The organism is Streptomyces sp. NPDC048623, from assembly GCF_040650755.1.
Taxonomy (GTDB): domain Bacteria; phylum Actinomycetota; class Actinomycetes; order Streptomycetales; family Streptomycetaceae; genus Streptomyces.
This window is the reverse complement of record NZ_JBEZHV010000050.1, coordinates 1-15,387: the sequence shown is the minus strand read 5'-3', so window position 1 is coordinate 15,387 and position 15,387 is coordinate 1. Positions and strand designations below refer to the sequence as shown.

The following is a 15,387-nucleotide window of genomic DNA, read 5'->3' as shown; positions in this document are numbered from 1 at the left end:
ACACCATGTACCTTTGGCAAAACCCCACCACACCCCCGCCTACGGGGGTGTGGTGGGTGTGAGGTCAGAAGTCCGGCGAAAAGTCTCGGTTAAGTCGGAGAATCCACTCAGCGGGGTTGCCTAGGTCTTCGGGGCAATCAAAGATTGCCGCGTCATACGTGTGAAGCCGGAGCAGTCCGAGAGGGCTCTTGTCGGGGTGGTCATTTTCGAGATTCCGAGTCGCGGCGGTCAGCATCGGATTAGTGGGCTCGGTCACCAGAATGACCCGCCCAACTCCTGTGCACTCGGCACATTGCAGCCAGGCCACTTCAAGGCCGGTCCTTCGCATCGTTTCCATGTCTGGATAACGACTGTCGAAGCCAAAGCGCACGCGGCAATTATCAACCGGGATACAGAAAGCGGCGCTCCCCGATAAGGGAGCGCCGCTTTTTAATACTGCTACTTCTTCTTGCTGTCTCCCTCTCGTCGGGAGCCATGGGTAGAGATTCCGTCACTTACACCTTGAGCCTTGTTCTTGTTTCCGCTGCCCTGGTTCTTCGTGGGCTGTGCGGTGTCGCGGGTGGCGTGTGTGCGGATTCCCTGGGCGACGACTCCGGCGGCGCCTCCGGCGATACGGACCGCTCCGCGTGCTGCGCCTGCGGTGGCGCGGTGGGCAAGACCGAGGGCGATTTCGTCACCGTATCCGGGAACGAATCGGAAGATCTGAACCCCTGCGGCAAGGGCAAGAATGATGACCGCGATTCCCGCGACAATCACTGGAGTTGAATCGGGGCCCTTGGCTCCGGTGAACACCGAGGCGATGCTGAGAGCAATGACGATGACCGGCTTGACGAGGATCAGGGCGATCATGAATCCGGCCCAGCGGCGGACCTTGGACCACAGAGCGCGGTCGACAAGACCGGCGTAGACGATGGTGGCCAGGACGGCGCCGACGTAGAGGGCGACGGCGCGTAGGGCCAGCTCCAGCCAGAGGGCGCCGGCGGCCAGGATGGTCACGCCCGACACGATGAGGAGCATGATCGGGCCGCCGCCGATGTTCTCGCCTCCCTGGCGCAGGGCGGCGGCCATGCTCTTGAAGAGGGTGGCGGACGATCCGTCGTTGGTGCCGGCAAGCGCGTCGGTGACGGCGTCAACTGCGCCCACGACGACGTGGAGCACGAGGGGCGTGAAGGCGGAGGCGCCGACGGTGAACCACAGCAGTCCGATGGCTTCCCCGAAGGCGGTCGTGAGGGGGACGCCGCGCAGCGCGCGCTTGGCGACGGCGAACAGCCACAGCACGATCGTGAGGAACGCGGAGGCCGCGAACACGATCGCGTACTGAGCGAGGAACCCCGCGTGGGTGACGTCGAACGTCGCGATGCCGTCGATGTTGGCGGCGAGCTGTTCCACGGTCCAGGCGGCTGCGCTGGCGACGGAGTGAGCGAACTCGGTGAGCGGGTCGATGGTGGTAGTGGGGTCGTCCAGACGGGCGGTCGCGCCGCCGCCCCCAGGAGTGCCGTTGAGGCAGTACTGCCGCGCGGGTCCGGCGATGGCGTCGCATGGGCCGGGGGTGGGCGATGGCATCCGGAGTCCCTCCTTGATGGGTGTGTGGAGATGGTCTCAGGCGGTGTGACCCGGGGGGTGCTGATTTGGCCTGTCGGGCCCGTCATTGCAGGTCAGAACCTGTTCTTTGGCCTGTCATTCAGGGGGTGCGGCCTGCCCGCGGAACGGGTCGCGGACAGGCCGGGGACAGGCCGGGGACAGGCCGTCAGGCAGCGGCGGCAAGTGCGGTCTTGAGGTCTTCGAGGCGGTAGGCGGTGGGGCGCTTGGGGAGGTCGGCCCGGACCGTGGGCACGGTGAGTCCCGCGTCCTTGAGCGCCTTCTTGATCGCGCGGCCAGCCATGGCGAGTCGGTCGGGTCGGTCGTTCCACTGGTTCCAGTGGTCGGGGTCGACGGCGGCAAGCGCGTCCAGGAGCTCCGCCACGGTTAGTACGTCAGTGCCGGCGGCAGTGAAAGCGTCGAGCATCACGGCCACAACGGGCTGTGTGGCTGCCTGAGCCGCCTTCCCACCCTGGATGAGCGTCAGGGTGGGCAACCCGGCTTCTACGCGCTCCTGGGCCCGCTTGAGGGCTTCCTCGGCCTTGATGTGGGGGACGTAGTGGAGGATCGCGCGCTTGTGTCCGGGTGCCCAGATGAAGCACCGGCCCGCGTCGTGCGGGGCGTTGCGGTCGCCCGGGGTCAGGTGGTGCGGGGTCCAGCCCTCCGAGACGGCGGACTGCCAGAGCGTGACGCCCACATCAGCCTTGCGGCACGGCAAGAGCACGCGGATCGGGAAGACGTCCGCCACCGCGTCGCCCAACACGCCGCTGGTGGCGTCCTGGGTGCACACCACGAGCGAGAGTGCAGTCTTGCGGGCGAGCCGCAGAAGATCGACTGCCATCCGCTTTCCCCCCGGGGTGAGCCGGTGGTATTCGTCCAGGAACACGACGATCGCGGGCGCCTCGGGGGTCACGGTCCACACGTCCTCGGTTTCACCGAGGACGGCGGTGCGGCGCTCCCCCTCTTCCAGGAGCCAGCGGAGCGCGTCCTCGGCGTCCTTCGGGGTGTAGGCGGTGCGGAGCGCGGCGCGACGCTGCGGGCCAAGGCCTCGGCCGGACGGGTCGACGTCGACCGCGACGGCATCGCGGCAGGCCGTGACGTAGTCGGCCAGGTTGCGGACAAGGCTGGACTTGCCGCCGCCCATGGCGGCAACCACGATCATGGACGAGCCGGTGAGATGGAGCGGCAGGGGGTCGCCGTCGATGGACACGATGTCCGAGACGGGATCGAGGATCGAGCACGACAGCGGCGGGCGCGCAGGGATGGCCGGCGGATTGGCGAACGGATCGCTGGTGAGCACGCGCAACGTGACGATGGCGCTGTCCTCGGTGCTGCCCTCGACCAGGGTCCGGCCGGTACCGACCCGGAAGTCGGTGTCCAACTTCCGGAGGACCGACGAGACGTCCGCGACCGTGCCGTCCGACAAGGTGACATCGGCCTGCCAGCCGTAGGCCGTGCGGACGGCGGGATCTACCGACTCCACCTTCAGCTTGCGCTTGGCCAGGGCGGCGGAGATCCGGTCCGTGGCGTCGTCCGCGGTGGTGACCTCCCGCATGTCGGTCTCGCGCTGCTCCTCCTGGTCCTCCATGAGAGTGACCGTGCCCGGCACGATGGCTGCGATGTCGGGCGCGAGTTCCGGGCGGGACAAGAGCCGCTCGGGCACCGGGCGGTGGGTCAGAGCCGGGGGCTGGCGGCCGGCCCACCACAGCAGAACGACGGCGGCCGGGACGGCGAGGATGAGGAAGACCGGCCGGTACGTGAACAGCGCGACGCTGGCGCCGAGGAGCACCAGGAGCCCGAGCACCCGGCGGACACTGCCCTTCTGACGGGCGGTCCGGATCTGTTCGGCGGTGGGCTGCGCGGGGACGAACGGCGCCTTGGCCATGCTGCGGGCGGCGTTCTCACGGCGCTTGCGCTCCTCGCGCAGCACCTTGACTTCCTGGCGCTGCTCGGGGGTCCAGCCCTCCTCGGCGCCGATCAGCTCCAGTTTCGTGATGCGGCGGCGGACGTCGCCCAGCTCCTCGCGCGCGGAGTCGCGTACGGCCTCGTACGCGTCGAGCTGACGCTGAACGAGGATGCGGCGGATCTCGTCGTCGCTCTGGTGGCTGGTGGTCAGGGTGTGGCGGAGGCTCGCGGCCAGGTGCCGGCTGCCCTGGGCGATGCGGGACGTCGTCCGTCGGGCAAGGCCCTGATGCTTCTCGGGGGCCGGGGCGGTCTCGGGGGTGGTCTGTTCGTCGGGGGCAGTCTCGGCCTCGGGGGCGAGGCCGGCGGGCTCGTGGTCGGTCATCACGTGTTCTCCGGGCCGGGAAGGGACGCGGCCCGGACGGTATCCGTCCGGGCCGCCGGGGCTTACTTGAAGAACGGCTGCTCAATCAGGAGCGATCCGGCGCCGTTGATCAGGGGAGTGAGGGTGATAGCGCCGAGGAAGGGGCCCATGGTGAGACCGGCCGGGGCTCCCCAGGCAAGTTCCTGCTTGGGCTTGCGCTTTGCGGACTTGACGGCGATCACGAATACGACGATCAGGCCGAGCATGATGACGGCACCGAACGGAGTGAGTGTGCCGAACTCCGCCGAGCGGGAAATTTCGACGTGCGATGCGCCGGTGCCCTTCTCCAGGGCGACGTCTCCGGCCTTACCGACTCCGGTACGGGCCCACCCCATGATGGTTCCGATCACTCCGCCCGCGCAGGCACCCGCCGCCGCAAACGCGGTTGCGGAAATTCCGAACGGGATCAGGGCGGACCAATTCCGGGACCGGCTCTTGAGCCAGAAGTGGGTGAATCGGCCGAGCAGGATAAGGAATCCGACGGTAAACATTCCGAGAGTGACGGTCTTCATTTTCAGTTACCCCCTACGAGAACTTTAGCGAGTCCGAACACGATGGCCACGGGTGCGTAGTATCCGAGGCCGATGGGAATTCCCCACGTGAGAAGTCGAGTTGTCTTGCGCTCGGCGCGAAGGTGAAGCCCTCCGCAGACGGCGAATGCAATGAAGCTCATTCCGGCCGCCTCCCAGAACTCGAACTTCTGCGACACCAGAAAGAACGTCCAGGGCGGGGCAATGAGCCATGCCGCGCGGCGGAAGGCCTGTCCCTGGTCGGTGTAGCGCAGCCAGTTGGTGAACCAGGAGAAGTCCCAGTTGCGTTCCTTGGGCGGGGCGGGCGGTGTGGCGGCGTCGCGCAGGTACTCGGCCGCGTCGCGCATGGAGGCGGCGGCCTCCGCGAGGGATTCGCCGTCGTCGTGGCGGTCGGATTCCTGGGACCACCAGTCCGGGTTGGTGCTGCTCAAGGGTGCCTCCTTGCGGCGCATCCGATGCCGAAGGTCCGCCACAGGTACGCGCGGACGCGCAGCTCGTCGCCCTCGATCTGCCCGGGGGCCGGTGTCGATGCCGGCGGCCACGCGGGCGCGCGGGGCGGGAGGAAGGTGCGGGTGCTGCCGGTGTGGGTCGGTCGTCGGGTCATACTGGGTCACGCCTCCTGACGCGTGCTGCGGTCTGGTGGAGTAGGGACCCGGCGGGGGGCTCATCCCCGCCGGTCCCGTCACGGGCGATCACGTCCCGTGAGCGTAGGGGGCCGCTGGTTTCCTGGCCCAAAGTCCGTCAACTCTGCTGGTAGATCTGCTGGTAGATCTCGTGCAGGGGGTCCAGGTTGTGGTCGTAGCCGGTGGCGATCAGTTCGCCCGCGTCCTTCCTGTACGTGCTCGCGGCGCCGTTCTGCACTCCCAGCTCTCGCTCGACGTCCGCCAGGGGCAGGCGCAGCGGGTCACCGCCGGCGCGGGTGCCGATCATCCATGCGACCCGGCGAACCCGGCGGTCGCGGTCGCTGAGCATCAGCGCATCTTCCAGGGCGACGGCGCGCAGCTCGGTGGCGCGGAGGGCGGCGAGGGCGGCGGCTTCGCGGGCGTCGGCCTCCGCGCGCTTGGCGTCGGCAACGCGGGCGTCGGCCTCGGCGCGCTTCTCGTCGCGTCGGGCCTCGGCGCGCTTGGCGTCGGCCTCGGCGATCGTCTGTTCGTGCTTCGCGGTGGCGGCGGCGGCGTGGGCGGTGGCGGCGGCGTCCTCGGCTGCCTGACGCCGCAGCGCGGCGGTGGTGGCGTCCTCCTCGGCTTCCTTCTCGGCGGCGGCGCGGCGGGCGTCCTCGGCGGCGGTCCTCTGGGCGGCCTCGGTCGCGGCGGCGGCCTCGATGCCGGCGGTGGTGGCGGCGGCCTCGGCGCGGTGCGCTGCGGCGCGCGTCTCACCGTCGACCTTGGCCTGCAACGCGGCGAGTTCGCCCGACTGCTTCGTCTCCGCCGCCTGCATGGCCAGGCCCTCCATGCGGGTGCGGTGCTCGTCCTCGCGCTTCTGGCGCTCGCGCTCGATTCGCTCCCGGCGCTCCGCCTCATCCTCACGGCGCTTGCGGTCCCGGTCTTCGCGCTCCCGGTTCTCCTTCTGTGTCCGCTCCCGCTTCAGCATCTGGTCCGGGATGGCTCGCGCCTCCTGGACGCTCACGCCGAAGCGCTCCAGGAGCGCGGGCATCCGATCGAGCACACCCACGCGCCCCTCATCGAGACCGCGCTCGATCTCGGCGCGGTGCTTCAGCCAGACGCGGTAGATCGCGAGTTCGCGAACGTGGGTGCGGGACTCGGCGTAGGTGGCCGGCCAGGTCTTGGCGTGCCGGAAGATCGCCCATGTGGTCGGGAACTTGAGCAGCCACTCAGCGAGCGTCAGCCGTTCGTCATCGACGAATCCGGCCTCCAGACGCGCCGTCCGTACGATCGCCCATCGCGCCACCTCCGTGAGGATCAGGTAGGCGATCGGCATCATCGCGTGCCCGAGCAACCGTCCCGGGTGCTCATGGATGGCATCCCACAGTCCCGGCGATCCCGGGGCGGACCCGGCGGCGGCAGCCGCGTTCAGGACGATCGTCACGCCGGTGAGGGCGTGGGCGGTCATCCGCACCCACGGGCGCGCCATGCGGAGCCACGCGAGCACGAGATCGGCGCTGTAGAGGGCGATGATCAGTCCGTCCACGCCGACGGGGAAGACGTGCGACTGCCAGCCGGACCCGAATCCCCAGCTCTCGGCGGCGGCGCGTAGCGCCCCGTACGAGAGGGCGAATCCGGTTGCGGCGGCAGCAAGTCCGGCGAGCACGGCGACGATCGCGATGGGGATCATGAGCCCCCGGTGGCCGGCGCCCGTCGTCTCCTCCGTGGGCGGGGTGGACTGGTCGTCATCCTCCTCCGTGGCCGGATCGTCGGTCCACTCGTCCGGGTCGAGAGCATCCGGCTCACCGGCCCGGGCGGCGGGGAGCGTGGTCATCGTGGTCACGTGCTGTCCTCTCAAGCGGGGCGGTCGGGGTGGTGCCCCGGGCGGGATTCGATCCCGCAGCATCACGCATGGTCCGGGGCTGCGTCACGGTGGCCTGTCGCCGGGGGCGGTGCTCTTCCGCGACGGGCGGCGCTACTTGCTGGCGACGTGGGCGGCAGCGGCAGCAGCGCTGGCGGCGGCGGCAGCCTGAGCCTCCCGGATTCGTGCGGCGGCCTCGGCAGCCGCACGAGCGGCCTCGGCAGCGCGGGCCATAGCCTCAGAGGCGGCGGGGTCCTGCATCACCATCACCGACCCCCCTTGCTGCCCTTGGGGGTGCCGGGGACCGGCTTGCTCGGGGCGGGGAAGTGCCCGCCGCGCGACGGCTGGTAGACGGTCTCGTGCTTCGGGTCGGGGCGGGTCCCCGGCGCCATCGGCATGGTCTTCTTCAGCGCCACGACGCACCCCCGGTGGCGGGGCGGGGACGCGGAACGCGCACCGGCGTGGGCTCGGCCGGCCGGGGGCGCGGGATGTAGACGGGCTCGGGCTCGGGCTCGGGCTCGCGCTCGAATCCGCGGGCGTCGTCGCGCTGCTCCTGGCGCTCGATCTCTCCGACGAGTCCGGCGCTGAGCCGGACCATGGTCATCACGCCCGTGGGCGTGCCGATACGATCCATGGCGGATCGCCTCCCTGGTGAAGTCAGGTAGGGGTGGTCAAGGCCCTCGGCACAGGTGTTGGTAGCACCCGCCGGGGGCCGCCTCGTTTCCGAAGCAGCACCACCATGACACGGAAAGCACCGGCGGTGCAACCACGACACCAGCGGTTCTTTTCGCTATGCTCGGCAGCGTGGAGAAGATCAAAGAAGAGCAGCAGGCAGCCGCGCTGCGCGCGGTCGCCGACGCTGGCGCGCAGCGCGCGGCGCTCCTCGCGGAGGCGGAAAGGATCTTGAATGAGGAGATCCAACCCGCCGCCGTGAACGCCGCCCGTCTCGGCGCCGGCCGCACCCGAATCCGTGAACTCGCTGGCGTGGGCCCGGCGATGCTCTACAGATGGCTCGAACAGGCGGGCATCCCCGTCCGCCCCAAGCGCCCCAGTACGCCGAGGCGCCACAAGGGCACCAAGTAGCAGCCGCGCCCCGCACGAGGCGTAACCTCACCTACACCGCACGTAAGAAAAAAACCCGCCGATGAACCCCGGGGCTCTGACCTCCCGGGCGGCGGGTTGACCAAGTCAGGTCTCCGACGAGTGTACCCATGGGCGCGCTCGGCACGCGGAGCGTCCGCGCGGAGACCGGAAAGGACAGCCGGTGACGGCTGGATTCAACCCGGACCGGTACGGCCCGCAGGTCCGCCGAGGCGGCGGTCTGCCGTTCGGGCAGTTCGTCTCACAGTGGATGTGCGACCCCCGCTATTCGACCAACGTTCGAACCCTCTACGGAATCCTCGTGACGTACGCGGACATCGGCGCCCGCGACACCAGCCGGGGCAAGCCGTGGCGCGGCGAACTGGCGGCACAGCTCGGCTGTTCCCTGAGCACACTCGACCGCACCCTCTTCGAGGGCGAGTGTGCTGGCCTCTGGCACATCGAGGAAGTGATCGTGGACGCCCCCGCCGGGACGAAGACGAACGACGCGAACATCTACCACCTGCATGACGCCCAGTTCTGGCGGGGGGAGTGGACGGACCCGCTCCTGCCCGGACAGTCGGCGGCGGAGGTGGCCAAGACCCAGCTTGCCGTGCGTCGGGCTGCGAAGCGTGCGGCCGGGATTCTTCCGAAGGGTGGGCGTAAGCGCGCCGCGACCGCTACGGAGGGGGGGGGCGTCACCGGTGATGCCCCCCAGACAGAGGGGGGGGGCGTCATGGGTGATGCCCCCCCGGGCGTCATGGGTGATGCCCCCCCGGGCGTCACCGGTGACGCTCATGTCAATAGCCCTGAGGTCCAGAGCCCCAATCGAGAACCCCAGAGTCCGTCCGTCCCTCCGTCCGTACAGGTAGAAGACGCGCACGCGAAAGCCACGGACGGAGGGACGGACGGGGGCGGCGGCGTCGAGGAGGACCAGGAGCACGGGCCGGTGGCGGCCGGTGAGGTGCCGGCGGCGGCTGGCGCCGCGCCGGACAGCGGCAGCAGCGGGCAGGCCGGGGGCACGACGGGCCCGGTGTCCGACGTGCGGCCGGTTGATTCGACGCCGGGGGTGCGGGTGCTGCGGGCGATCGCGGCGGAGGCGCCCGAGTGGACGATCACGCAACCCGGGTCGCTGCGGGATCAGGGCCTGATGGCCACCGGCCTGCTGGAGTCCGGGTTCACCCCGCAGGAGATCCGGCACGCGCTGCTGTCCCGGAAACTGCCACAGCCGCTGCTCACCACGGTGGGCGCGGTCGTCTCCCGCCGTCTGCGCGATCTCCTCGCGGTTGGCCCCGCCGCCGGTGTCCGGCCGATCCCCGCGCAGCAGGCCGGTGACTACGACCTGGTGCGGCCCGAGCCCGAGGACCAGACGCCGGTTCCGGTCTCCTGGGCGGACCGGCGCGCGCAGCTGGAGGCGGAGGCCTCCGGCCGCGGGCTGCACCGTTCGTGTGCAGGGGACGACGGCCTGTGCCAGAACCTCGCCGTCCCGGGCGAGGACCTGTGTCTGGTCTGCTCCGGCGCGGACCGGCCCGAGTGCGCCGATGGCTGCGGGCGCGGTGTGCTCGCCCGGGGCATGCGCTGCCTCGTCTGCGACGCCCCGGAGGAACTGGGCGTCTGCCCCGGGCACGGCGGCACCCCGTGCGGCCGGCCCGTGCAGACCGAGGGCCTGTGCGGGCGCTGCCGGATCGCCGCCGAAAAGGCCCGCGCCGCCGCTGACGCCCAGTGGGAAGCCGCCCGGGACGCGGCAGTCGCAGCCGCGCAAGCCCAGGAAGCCGCCTCAGCGCCGTTCTGACGCCCTTTCGCTCCGCCCGGGTCTTCCTGGGCGGAGCGGGGCTTGATCGTGCCTCAGATCGCCGCACACCACTTCGCCTGACACGACAGGAGCACCCCTGTGGGAGAGATCGAAGACGCCCTCGACCGGGCCGGCCAGGAACACTTCACGAAGGCGCCGCCCGAGACGCTCAAGGGCCAGATCGGCTACCTGATCCGCCAGTTCGGCAGCGCGCGGGCCGTTGCCGCACAGATCGGCGTGACCGCCGACTCCGTTAACCGCTACCGCCGCGGCGCCCGCAAGCACCCGCCGAAGGACGTTGCCGCCCGGATCGACGAGGCCGTACGCGCCCGCTGGCAGCCCCAGGTCCGCCGCCGCCGGCAGAAGCAGGCCGCCACCACCGGCGGCATCACCGTCGAGACCCGCGCCCGCTTCGGCTACACCGCCCCCATCGGCACCACTGATGACGGACGCTTCCGCCGCCTCACCGTCCACCTCCCCCCGACCTACGCCCAGCGCCTCTTCGACGCCCAAGCCGCCGGCGCCCCCGACCGCGAACTGCGCCAGGTCATCGCCGACGGCTTCCGCGACGTGTACTTCCAAGACGGCGGCCACCGCGCCCTCGGCCTGTCCGACGTCCAGCTCTCCGACATCGACTACCTCGACCTCGACTACTGACCCCCCGCGCCCACGAACCGTAGGATGCGCCGCGTGACCGCACGACGCACCCTCGGCCCCGGCCCGCAGACCGCGCCCATCCATGCCGCCCAGGCCGACCTGATCGCCGACCTTCCTGGTGTCCGTCTGCCCGACCTTGACGAGCTGCGCGGCCGGGGTGTCCTCGGCGGGTACCGCCCCCCGGTCCAGCCCGTGCGCCGCACCCTCGGCGCCGGTGCCGCAGACGGCGGAGCGTAGGCCGCCGCCCTTGTGGTGAGTGGGCCGGCCTGCCCCCTCTCGCCCTGTGAAACCTGTGAGCTCGCAGGGCGTTTTCCCTGGTGGACGGGTTTTGCTGTGAGCTGTGAGGGACTTACCACGGGCACCGTGCCCGTGGTCTTGGTGGTGCTCGGCGGGGGCGGTCCGCCGCCCGGCCCCGCTGGGTGATCGGCCGCAGCGGCTAGGGTCGTGCCCGGCCTACGCCGGTATGGAGTGCGCGGGCAAGGCCCGGTGCCCAGAGCGCTCTGGGGGCAGTACCACCGGGCCGCTCACGCCCCGTCGCCCGCAGCGGGCAAGACCGCACCGCGCTCCTGGTGAACGCCCTACTCTGGCGGGTACATCCCTGGTGAGGGGGCTCGAATGCCTGAACAGATGACGATCGACGGCGAGTTGCTGCGGGCTCGCCGTGAGCACGCGGGGATGACCCGCGCGGTCCTCGGCGGTCTCGTCGGCCGCAGCGAGGACTGGGTGAAGAAGATCGAGCGGGGCGACCGCACCGTACGGTCCCTGGCCATGGTCGTGCGCCTCGCGCAGGTCCTCGGCTGCCGGGACGTCAGTGAACTGACCCGCGCGGCCGTCTCGGTGCCGATCACCGACGGCGGGAAGGTGACCCACCCCGGCGTCACCGCGCTCCGGGCAGCGATGCACGCGCCGCTGTTCGCGGCGGCCGGCACCCCGGAGGACGTCGGCGTGCTCGCCGGGCGGGTCGCCCAAGCATGGGATATCTGGCATCAGGCCCGCGATCAGCGCACGGCCATCGCCTCGGTGCTGCCCGGCCTCATCAACACCGCGCACGCCACGGTGCGCGCGGCCGAAGGCCCGGAGAAGCGCCGCGCCTCGGTGATCCTGTCCGAGACGTACGCGCTCGCGCAGCAGTACGCCGCGCACATCGTGGAGCCCGAGCTGTACTGGGTGATCGTGGACCGGGCCCGGATGGCGGCCGAGCAGGCGGACGACCCGCTCGCCCTCGCCTCCGCCGCGTGGATCGTCGGCAACGGGCTGCGGGTCGCCGGCCACACCGAGGAGGCCCTACGGATGGTCGCGGACGCGGCCGACACCCTGCGCCCGTCCCTGGAAGGCGGCTCCAACCGGCTGCGCGGCACCTTCGGGTCCCTGTGCCTGCACGCGGCCGTCACAGCCGCGCAGGACGGCCGCGACGGCGACGCCTGGCGCTGGCACACCGAGGCCGACCGCACCGCGACCAAGCTCGGTGCGGCGTACGCGCACCCCTGGACGATGTTCAGCACGGGCAACGTCCTGGTCCACGCCGTGACGATCGGCGCCGACCTGCACACCCCGGGCATCGCGCTCCAACAGCTCACCGACGCCGACCCCGCCGCGATCCCCTCCGTCGAGCGGCGCAGCCGGCTGTTCCTGGACGCGGCCAAGGCCGAGCACGTCCGCCGCGAGAAGGCGAGCGCGTTGCAGTACCTGCGTCTCGCGTACGAGACCTCGCCCGAGGCCGTCCGCTACGTCCCCTCGGGCCGCGCGCTCGCCGCCGACCTCGCCCGCACCGCGACCGGCGCCCTGTCCTACACCGCCCGCCAGCTCGCCGACGACATCGGAGTCGCGGCCTGACCCGCCCACCCGGGCGAGGGACACCAACGGGGACAAGCCGTCCCCCTCGACAAGGGGGGACAGCCTGTCCCCTGACGTTGTGTCAGAACGCCCTACCGTCGACCCATGGCGCAACTGGCATACCGCGACGCCGACGAAATGCCCGCTGACCTGCGGAAAAAGATCTTCCGCGACCGGGACGGGCAGCGCTGGCACGTGGTGGCACTGGTGATCCACCACGATCCGGAGTCGGGCAAGGAGAGGAACCGGACCGCGTTCCTGCGGCGGGTCGACTCCGGCGGCCGCGAGTGGGAGATCCCGTTGACCGGGCTGTACGAGACGGCGGAGGTAGAACGATGACGACCACATCAAAACGCGCCGAGCGCACCGCGCGGGAACTGGACGCCCTGAGAGCCGGCGACGTCGCCGCCGCAGGCCTCAGAGAAGCACTCGCGAGGGTCGGAATCGTCATTCCCTCGCTCGCCGCCGACCTGCCCGTCAACGGCAACGGCTTCGTACGCCTCGGCGGCTGCAACGCGGGCACCGCCGTGCGCCTGGCGGAAGTCCTCACCGCCGCCGCCGACGCGTTGCCCGAGCTCCGGGCCAAGCAGTGAGCGCCGGAACCGTGCCCAGCGCGCCGCGCGTCGCCGCGACCGTACAGATCGGCGACGTCGTCCACCTGGACGACGGCACCGCGCACACCGTGCACACCACCATCGTGACGGACGCCGCCATGGGGGGCCTTACCCTCGTGCTCCGCTTCACGGACGGCGGCGTCCTCCGCGTCGGCGCCGGCGTCGAACTCGACGTCGAGCGCCCCCAGTAGACCCGCCTCGTGCCCTTCCCCCGTGGGGCACAAGGCGACAGAGCCCCTGCCGGATCGGCCCGGCAGGGGCTCACCCACACCCGCCGCCGGCCCGTCCCCCGTCGGGGTGGCGCTCCTCGTACGGCCGTGACGTCCCGCCACCCGAAGCCGGTTGGACGACCATGCGACTGAAGATCATGACCTCCAGCGCGGCGGTTGCCGCGCTCCTCGCCGTTGGCGTCGCGGCTCCCGCCCTCGCGCAGCCGCCCACGGCCACGCCGGCCGCCGTGCCCACCAACCCCTGCGGCTTCGACATCACCACGACAGTGCATCTGCGCAGCGGCCCCGGCTCCCGCTACGCCTCACTCGGGCTCCTCCGCCAGGGCGACGACGTCGACCTCACAGGCGAGAAGGGAGGCTGGTACCGGGTGACCCTGGCCGACCGCTCACACTCCGGCATCAAGAACGGCACCGCGGGCTGGGTGTCGAAGCAGTACATCCGTCCGTCCGTCTGTACGAGCATCGACTAGCAAGCGAGCGCGCGAGGGAGCTAGCTAGCTCCCTCGCGCGTCACGGGCCACAAGCGCCTGGTACTCCGCCGGGAACGCCTCCCTGAGAGCCAGCTCGACCACTTCCCGCTTGCTCAACCCCCGCTGCTCCCCCACCAGGGCCACCAACTCGTCAAGCAGCGGCGACACACGCGTATTGAGCTGCACGACTGCCTGAGCCCTCCGCCCACGCGGAGCCACAGGCGGCAGCGCCGGCGCGGCCACGACCGGCCCAGACGGCGTCACAGGATCGCCCCCGACAGGAGCCGGACGCGGCCGAGGACGCGGCGACGGGCGACCATCAACAGTGCCACTCATCGGTTAACAATCCCTTCCGAGATTTCAGCGTAAGCAGCCGATGCCGCCCGCCCCTTGGCGTACTTTCCGTACCATTCACCAGCGGAGCGTGCCTCTTTAACAACTCCGAGCCACGGCACAAAAGGCGTCATCAGGAGATCGGGATAGTTTTCCCGCAGCACGTCAATCGCGCGCCTTTCATCTCGGGTCATGACCGCGCCTCGGTATGCAGAGCCGAGAACAATTCCGATCTCACGCGGAAGCTCGGAAATTCCCAGATCTCGCCGGTATTCATGAAAACGCTGAACGGTCTCATGCGCGCCGTCCACACCATCGAGACCATCCTCATCCGGCTTTGCCGCGTACACGATACGGTTGCACGCGCTCAACCCGTTCTGAGTGATCACCCCTCCCTGACGATTGGGAAAGTCGAAGACCACCAGACCAGCCTTCAGGCCTTCGAGACTTTTCCTCAGACGCAGCTCTGCGTGATCCTCGCGAAGACTCTCCTGAGTTGCCTGCGGCCTGAATCCTGAGGGGATCACCCGCAGATTCTCTGGCCATCCCTTCGCCTGATTGAGAGGGACCGCCAGCTCAGCGGCCCACCCCCTCACGTCGTTCTGGCCGAGGATCGCGGACATGTCCAGCCCCGGCTCCGCCGGCTTCGCCTCGAACCACTTGGTTGCCGCGCCGCGGGGGTCTAGGTCACCGAACACCACCAGCTCGTCCGGATGCTCCTCCGCGTACGTCACAGCCACGGACACGGCCGTCGTGGTCTTCGTGGCGCCGCCAGTCTCCGAGTAGCTACCCACTGTGGGGATCTCAGTCATAACGGGATCGTAGCCGCACGCTTGCGAGCACGCGCGCTAGGGAGCTAGCTAGCTCCCTAGCGCGCGTGCGGAGCCGGCCAGGCTCACCACCGCGCTTACCGCCGGACTCACCACGAGCCCTCTGGGGCCGCCTTTCACACCCCTGCACCCACCCCTGAGACCAGAGAGAGGCAGCTACGGACGAGAGCGCAACTCCCGCAGTCCTGAGACAAGCTCTCCCGTCGAAAACGACCACCTATCAGCGAGATAGGCGCGCCTCAATTCCGCAGCGATCAAGTTGCAAGTACCGAATACTCCGGAAGACTGACCAAGAGGATTTAGCTTTCAGCTAAGAGGGATCTTTCTACGCTCGAATGAGAGCATCGTTGCCGCCACCCTTTTGCCGTGCGCTCGTCTATCGTGAGGCTCACATCTAGATTTCCATGATGGGCGTTACGTGAGACTGCGAGAGAATCTTGACAAGCGCGAGGGCCGCCCGCGCTCTCTCCACGGGCGGCCCGAAAATGCGCTCTTTCTGATATACGCTACTCCTGCCCAACGAGACCGCAAGCCCGCTCTATGCGGCCAGTTGAGTGCGCAGAGTTACCGGGTAGGAGTACTTTGTTTTCCGCGTGTTTGTGGCGGTGGTTCAGGGGGTGTGGTGGGGGTTTTGCCAAAGGTACATGGTGC

At 70.0% G+C, this 15,387-nt stretch carries 18 protein-coding genes; 9 read left to right on the top strand and 9 right to left on the bottom strand.

The features are described from left to right. Window positions 1–438 precede the first annotated feature (438 nt). The 8 genes from AB0C73_RS35775 to AB0C73_RS35740 form a co-directional block, all read right to left on the bottom strand. Window positions 439–1,563 carry a hypothetical protein gene (locus AB0C73_RS35775; protein ID WP_362538087.1) on the bottom strand — a complete coding sequence of 375 codons (1,125 nt, stop codon included), beginning with the start codon at window positions 1,561–1,563 and terminating at the stop codon, window positions 439–441. 184 nt (window positions 1,564–1,747) lie between these two features. Next, on the bottom strand, window positions 1,748–3,865 hold the full coding sequence (locus tag AB0C73_RS35770; protein ID WP_362538085.1) for a hypothetical protein: 2,118 nt from the start codon (window positions 3,863–3,865) through the stop codon (window positions 1,748–1,750). Window positions 3,866–3,927: 62 nt separating this feature from the next. After that, entirely contained in the window at window positions 3,928–4,416 is a 489-nt protein-coding gene (locus AB0C73_RS35765; protein ID WP_362538084.1) for a hypothetical protein, read from the bottom strand. A gap of 2 nt (window positions 4,417–4,418) precedes the next feature. Further along, window positions 4,419–4,865, bottom strand: a complete 447-nt coding sequence (locus AB0C73_RS35760) for a hypothetical protein (RefSeq protein WP_362538082.1) — start codon at window positions 4,863–4,865, stop codon at window positions 4,419–4,421. Further along, the gene (locus AB0C73_RS35755; RefSeq protein WP_362538080.1) at window positions 4,862–5,038 is read right to left on the bottom strand and encodes a hypothetical protein; all 177 of its coding nucleotides are present in this window, start codon (window positions 5,036–5,038) and stop codon (window positions 4,862–4,864) included. The genes AB0C73_RS35760 and AB0C73_RS35755 overlap by 4 nt, the downstream gene beginning before the upstream one ends. A gap of 137 nt (window positions 5,039–5,175) precedes the next feature. Further along, window positions 5,176–6,870 (bottom strand): DUF2637 domain-containing protein, encoded by a 1,695-nt coding sequence (locus AB0C73_RS35750; protein ID WP_362538089.1) that lies wholly within the window; start codon window positions 6,868–6,870, stop codon window positions 5,176–5,178. Between the two features lie 293 nt (window positions 6,871–7,163). Beyond that, window positions 7,164–7,313 carry a hypothetical protein gene (locus AB0C73_RS35745; RefSeq protein ID WP_362538078.1) on the bottom strand — a complete coding sequence of 50 codons (150 nt, stop codon included), beginning with the start codon at window positions 7,311–7,313 and terminating at the stop codon, window positions 7,164–7,166. Then, window positions 7,304–7,531, bottom strand: a complete 228-nt coding sequence (locus tag AB0C73_RS35740; protein WP_362538076.1) for a hypothetical protein — start codon at window positions 7,529–7,531, stop codon at window positions 7,304–7,306. The genes AB0C73_RS35745 and AB0C73_RS35740 overlap by 10 nt, the downstream gene beginning before the upstream one ends. 170 nt (window positions 7,532–7,701) lie before the next feature. Between AB0C73_RS35740 and AB0C73_RS35735 the strand changes: the two genes are divergently transcribed. The 9 genes from AB0C73_RS35735 to AB0C73_RS35695 all read left to right on the top strand — a co-directional run bounded on the left by AB0C73_RS35735 (window position 7,702) and on the right by AB0C73_RS35695 (window position 13,573). Continuing rightward, the gene (locus AB0C73_RS35735; protein WP_362538075.1) at window positions 7,702–7,980 is read left to right on the top strand and encodes a hypothetical protein; all 279 of its coding nucleotides are present in this window, start codon (window positions 7,702–7,704) and stop codon (window positions 7,978–7,980) included. A gap of 946 nt (window positions 7,981–8,926) precedes the next feature. Then, window positions 8,927–9,769, top strand: coding sequence for a hypothetical protein (locus tag AB0C73_RS35730; RefSeq protein WP_362538073.1), 843 nt, complete (start codon window positions 8,927–8,929; stop codon window positions 9,767–9,769). A 99-nt stretch (window positions 9,770–9,868) separates the two neighbouring features. Then, window positions 9,869–10,426: an XRE family transcriptional regulator gene (locus AB0C73_RS35725; RefSeq protein WP_362538071.1), complete on the top strand. Its 558-nt coding sequence runs from the start codon at window positions 9,869–9,871 to the stop codon at window positions 10,424–10,426. Between the two features lie 33 nt (window positions 10,427–10,459). Beyond that, window positions 10,460–10,663 carry a hypothetical protein gene (locus tag AB0C73_RS35720; protein WP_362538070.1) on the top strand — a complete coding sequence of 68 codons (204 nt, stop codon included), beginning with the start codon at window positions 10,460–10,462 and terminating at the stop codon, window positions 10,661–10,663. A gap of 378 nt (window positions 10,664–11,041) precedes the next feature. Further along, window positions 11,042–12,259, top strand: a complete 1,218-nt coding sequence (locus AB0C73_RS35715) for a helix-turn-helix transcriptional regulator (protein WP_362538068.1) — start codon at window positions 11,042–11,044, stop codon at window positions 12,257–12,259. Between the two features lie 105 nt (window positions 12,260–12,364). Further along, window positions 12,365–12,598 carry a hypothetical protein gene (locus AB0C73_RS35710; protein ID WP_362538066.1) on the top strand — a complete coding sequence of 78 codons (234 nt, stop codon included), beginning with the start codon at window positions 12,365–12,367 and terminating at the stop codon, window positions 12,596–12,598. Next, window positions 12,595–12,852 carry a hypothetical protein gene (locus AB0C73_RS35705; RefSeq protein WP_362538064.1) on the top strand — a complete coding sequence of 86 codons (258 nt, stop codon included), beginning with the start codon at window positions 12,595–12,597 and terminating at the stop codon, window positions 12,850–12,852. The genes AB0C73_RS35710 and AB0C73_RS35705 overlap by 4 nt, the downstream gene beginning before the upstream one ends. An 11-nt stretch (window positions 12,853–12,863) precedes the next feature. Beyond that, entirely contained in the window at window positions 12,864–13,064 is a 201-nt protein-coding gene (locus AB0C73_RS35700) for a hypothetical protein (protein WP_362538063.1), read from the top strand. A 161-nt stretch (window positions 13,065–13,225) separates the two neighbouring features. Next, the gene (locus AB0C73_RS35695; RefSeq protein ID WP_362538061.1) at window positions 13,226–13,573 is read left to right on the top strand and encodes an SH3 domain-containing protein; all 348 of its coding nucleotides are present in this window, start codon (window positions 13,226–13,228) and stop codon (window positions 13,571–13,573) included. A 332-nt stretch (window positions 13,574–13,905) separates the two neighbouring features. On the opposite strand, the gene AB0C73_RS35690 is transcribed toward AB0C73_RS35695, so the two are convergent. Next, window positions 13,906–14,718, bottom strand: coding sequence for a ParA family protein (locus tag AB0C73_RS35690; RefSeq protein WP_362538059.1), 813 nt, complete (start codon window positions 14,716–14,718; stop codon window positions 13,906–13,908). Window positions 14,719–15,387 lie beyond the last annotated feature (669 nt).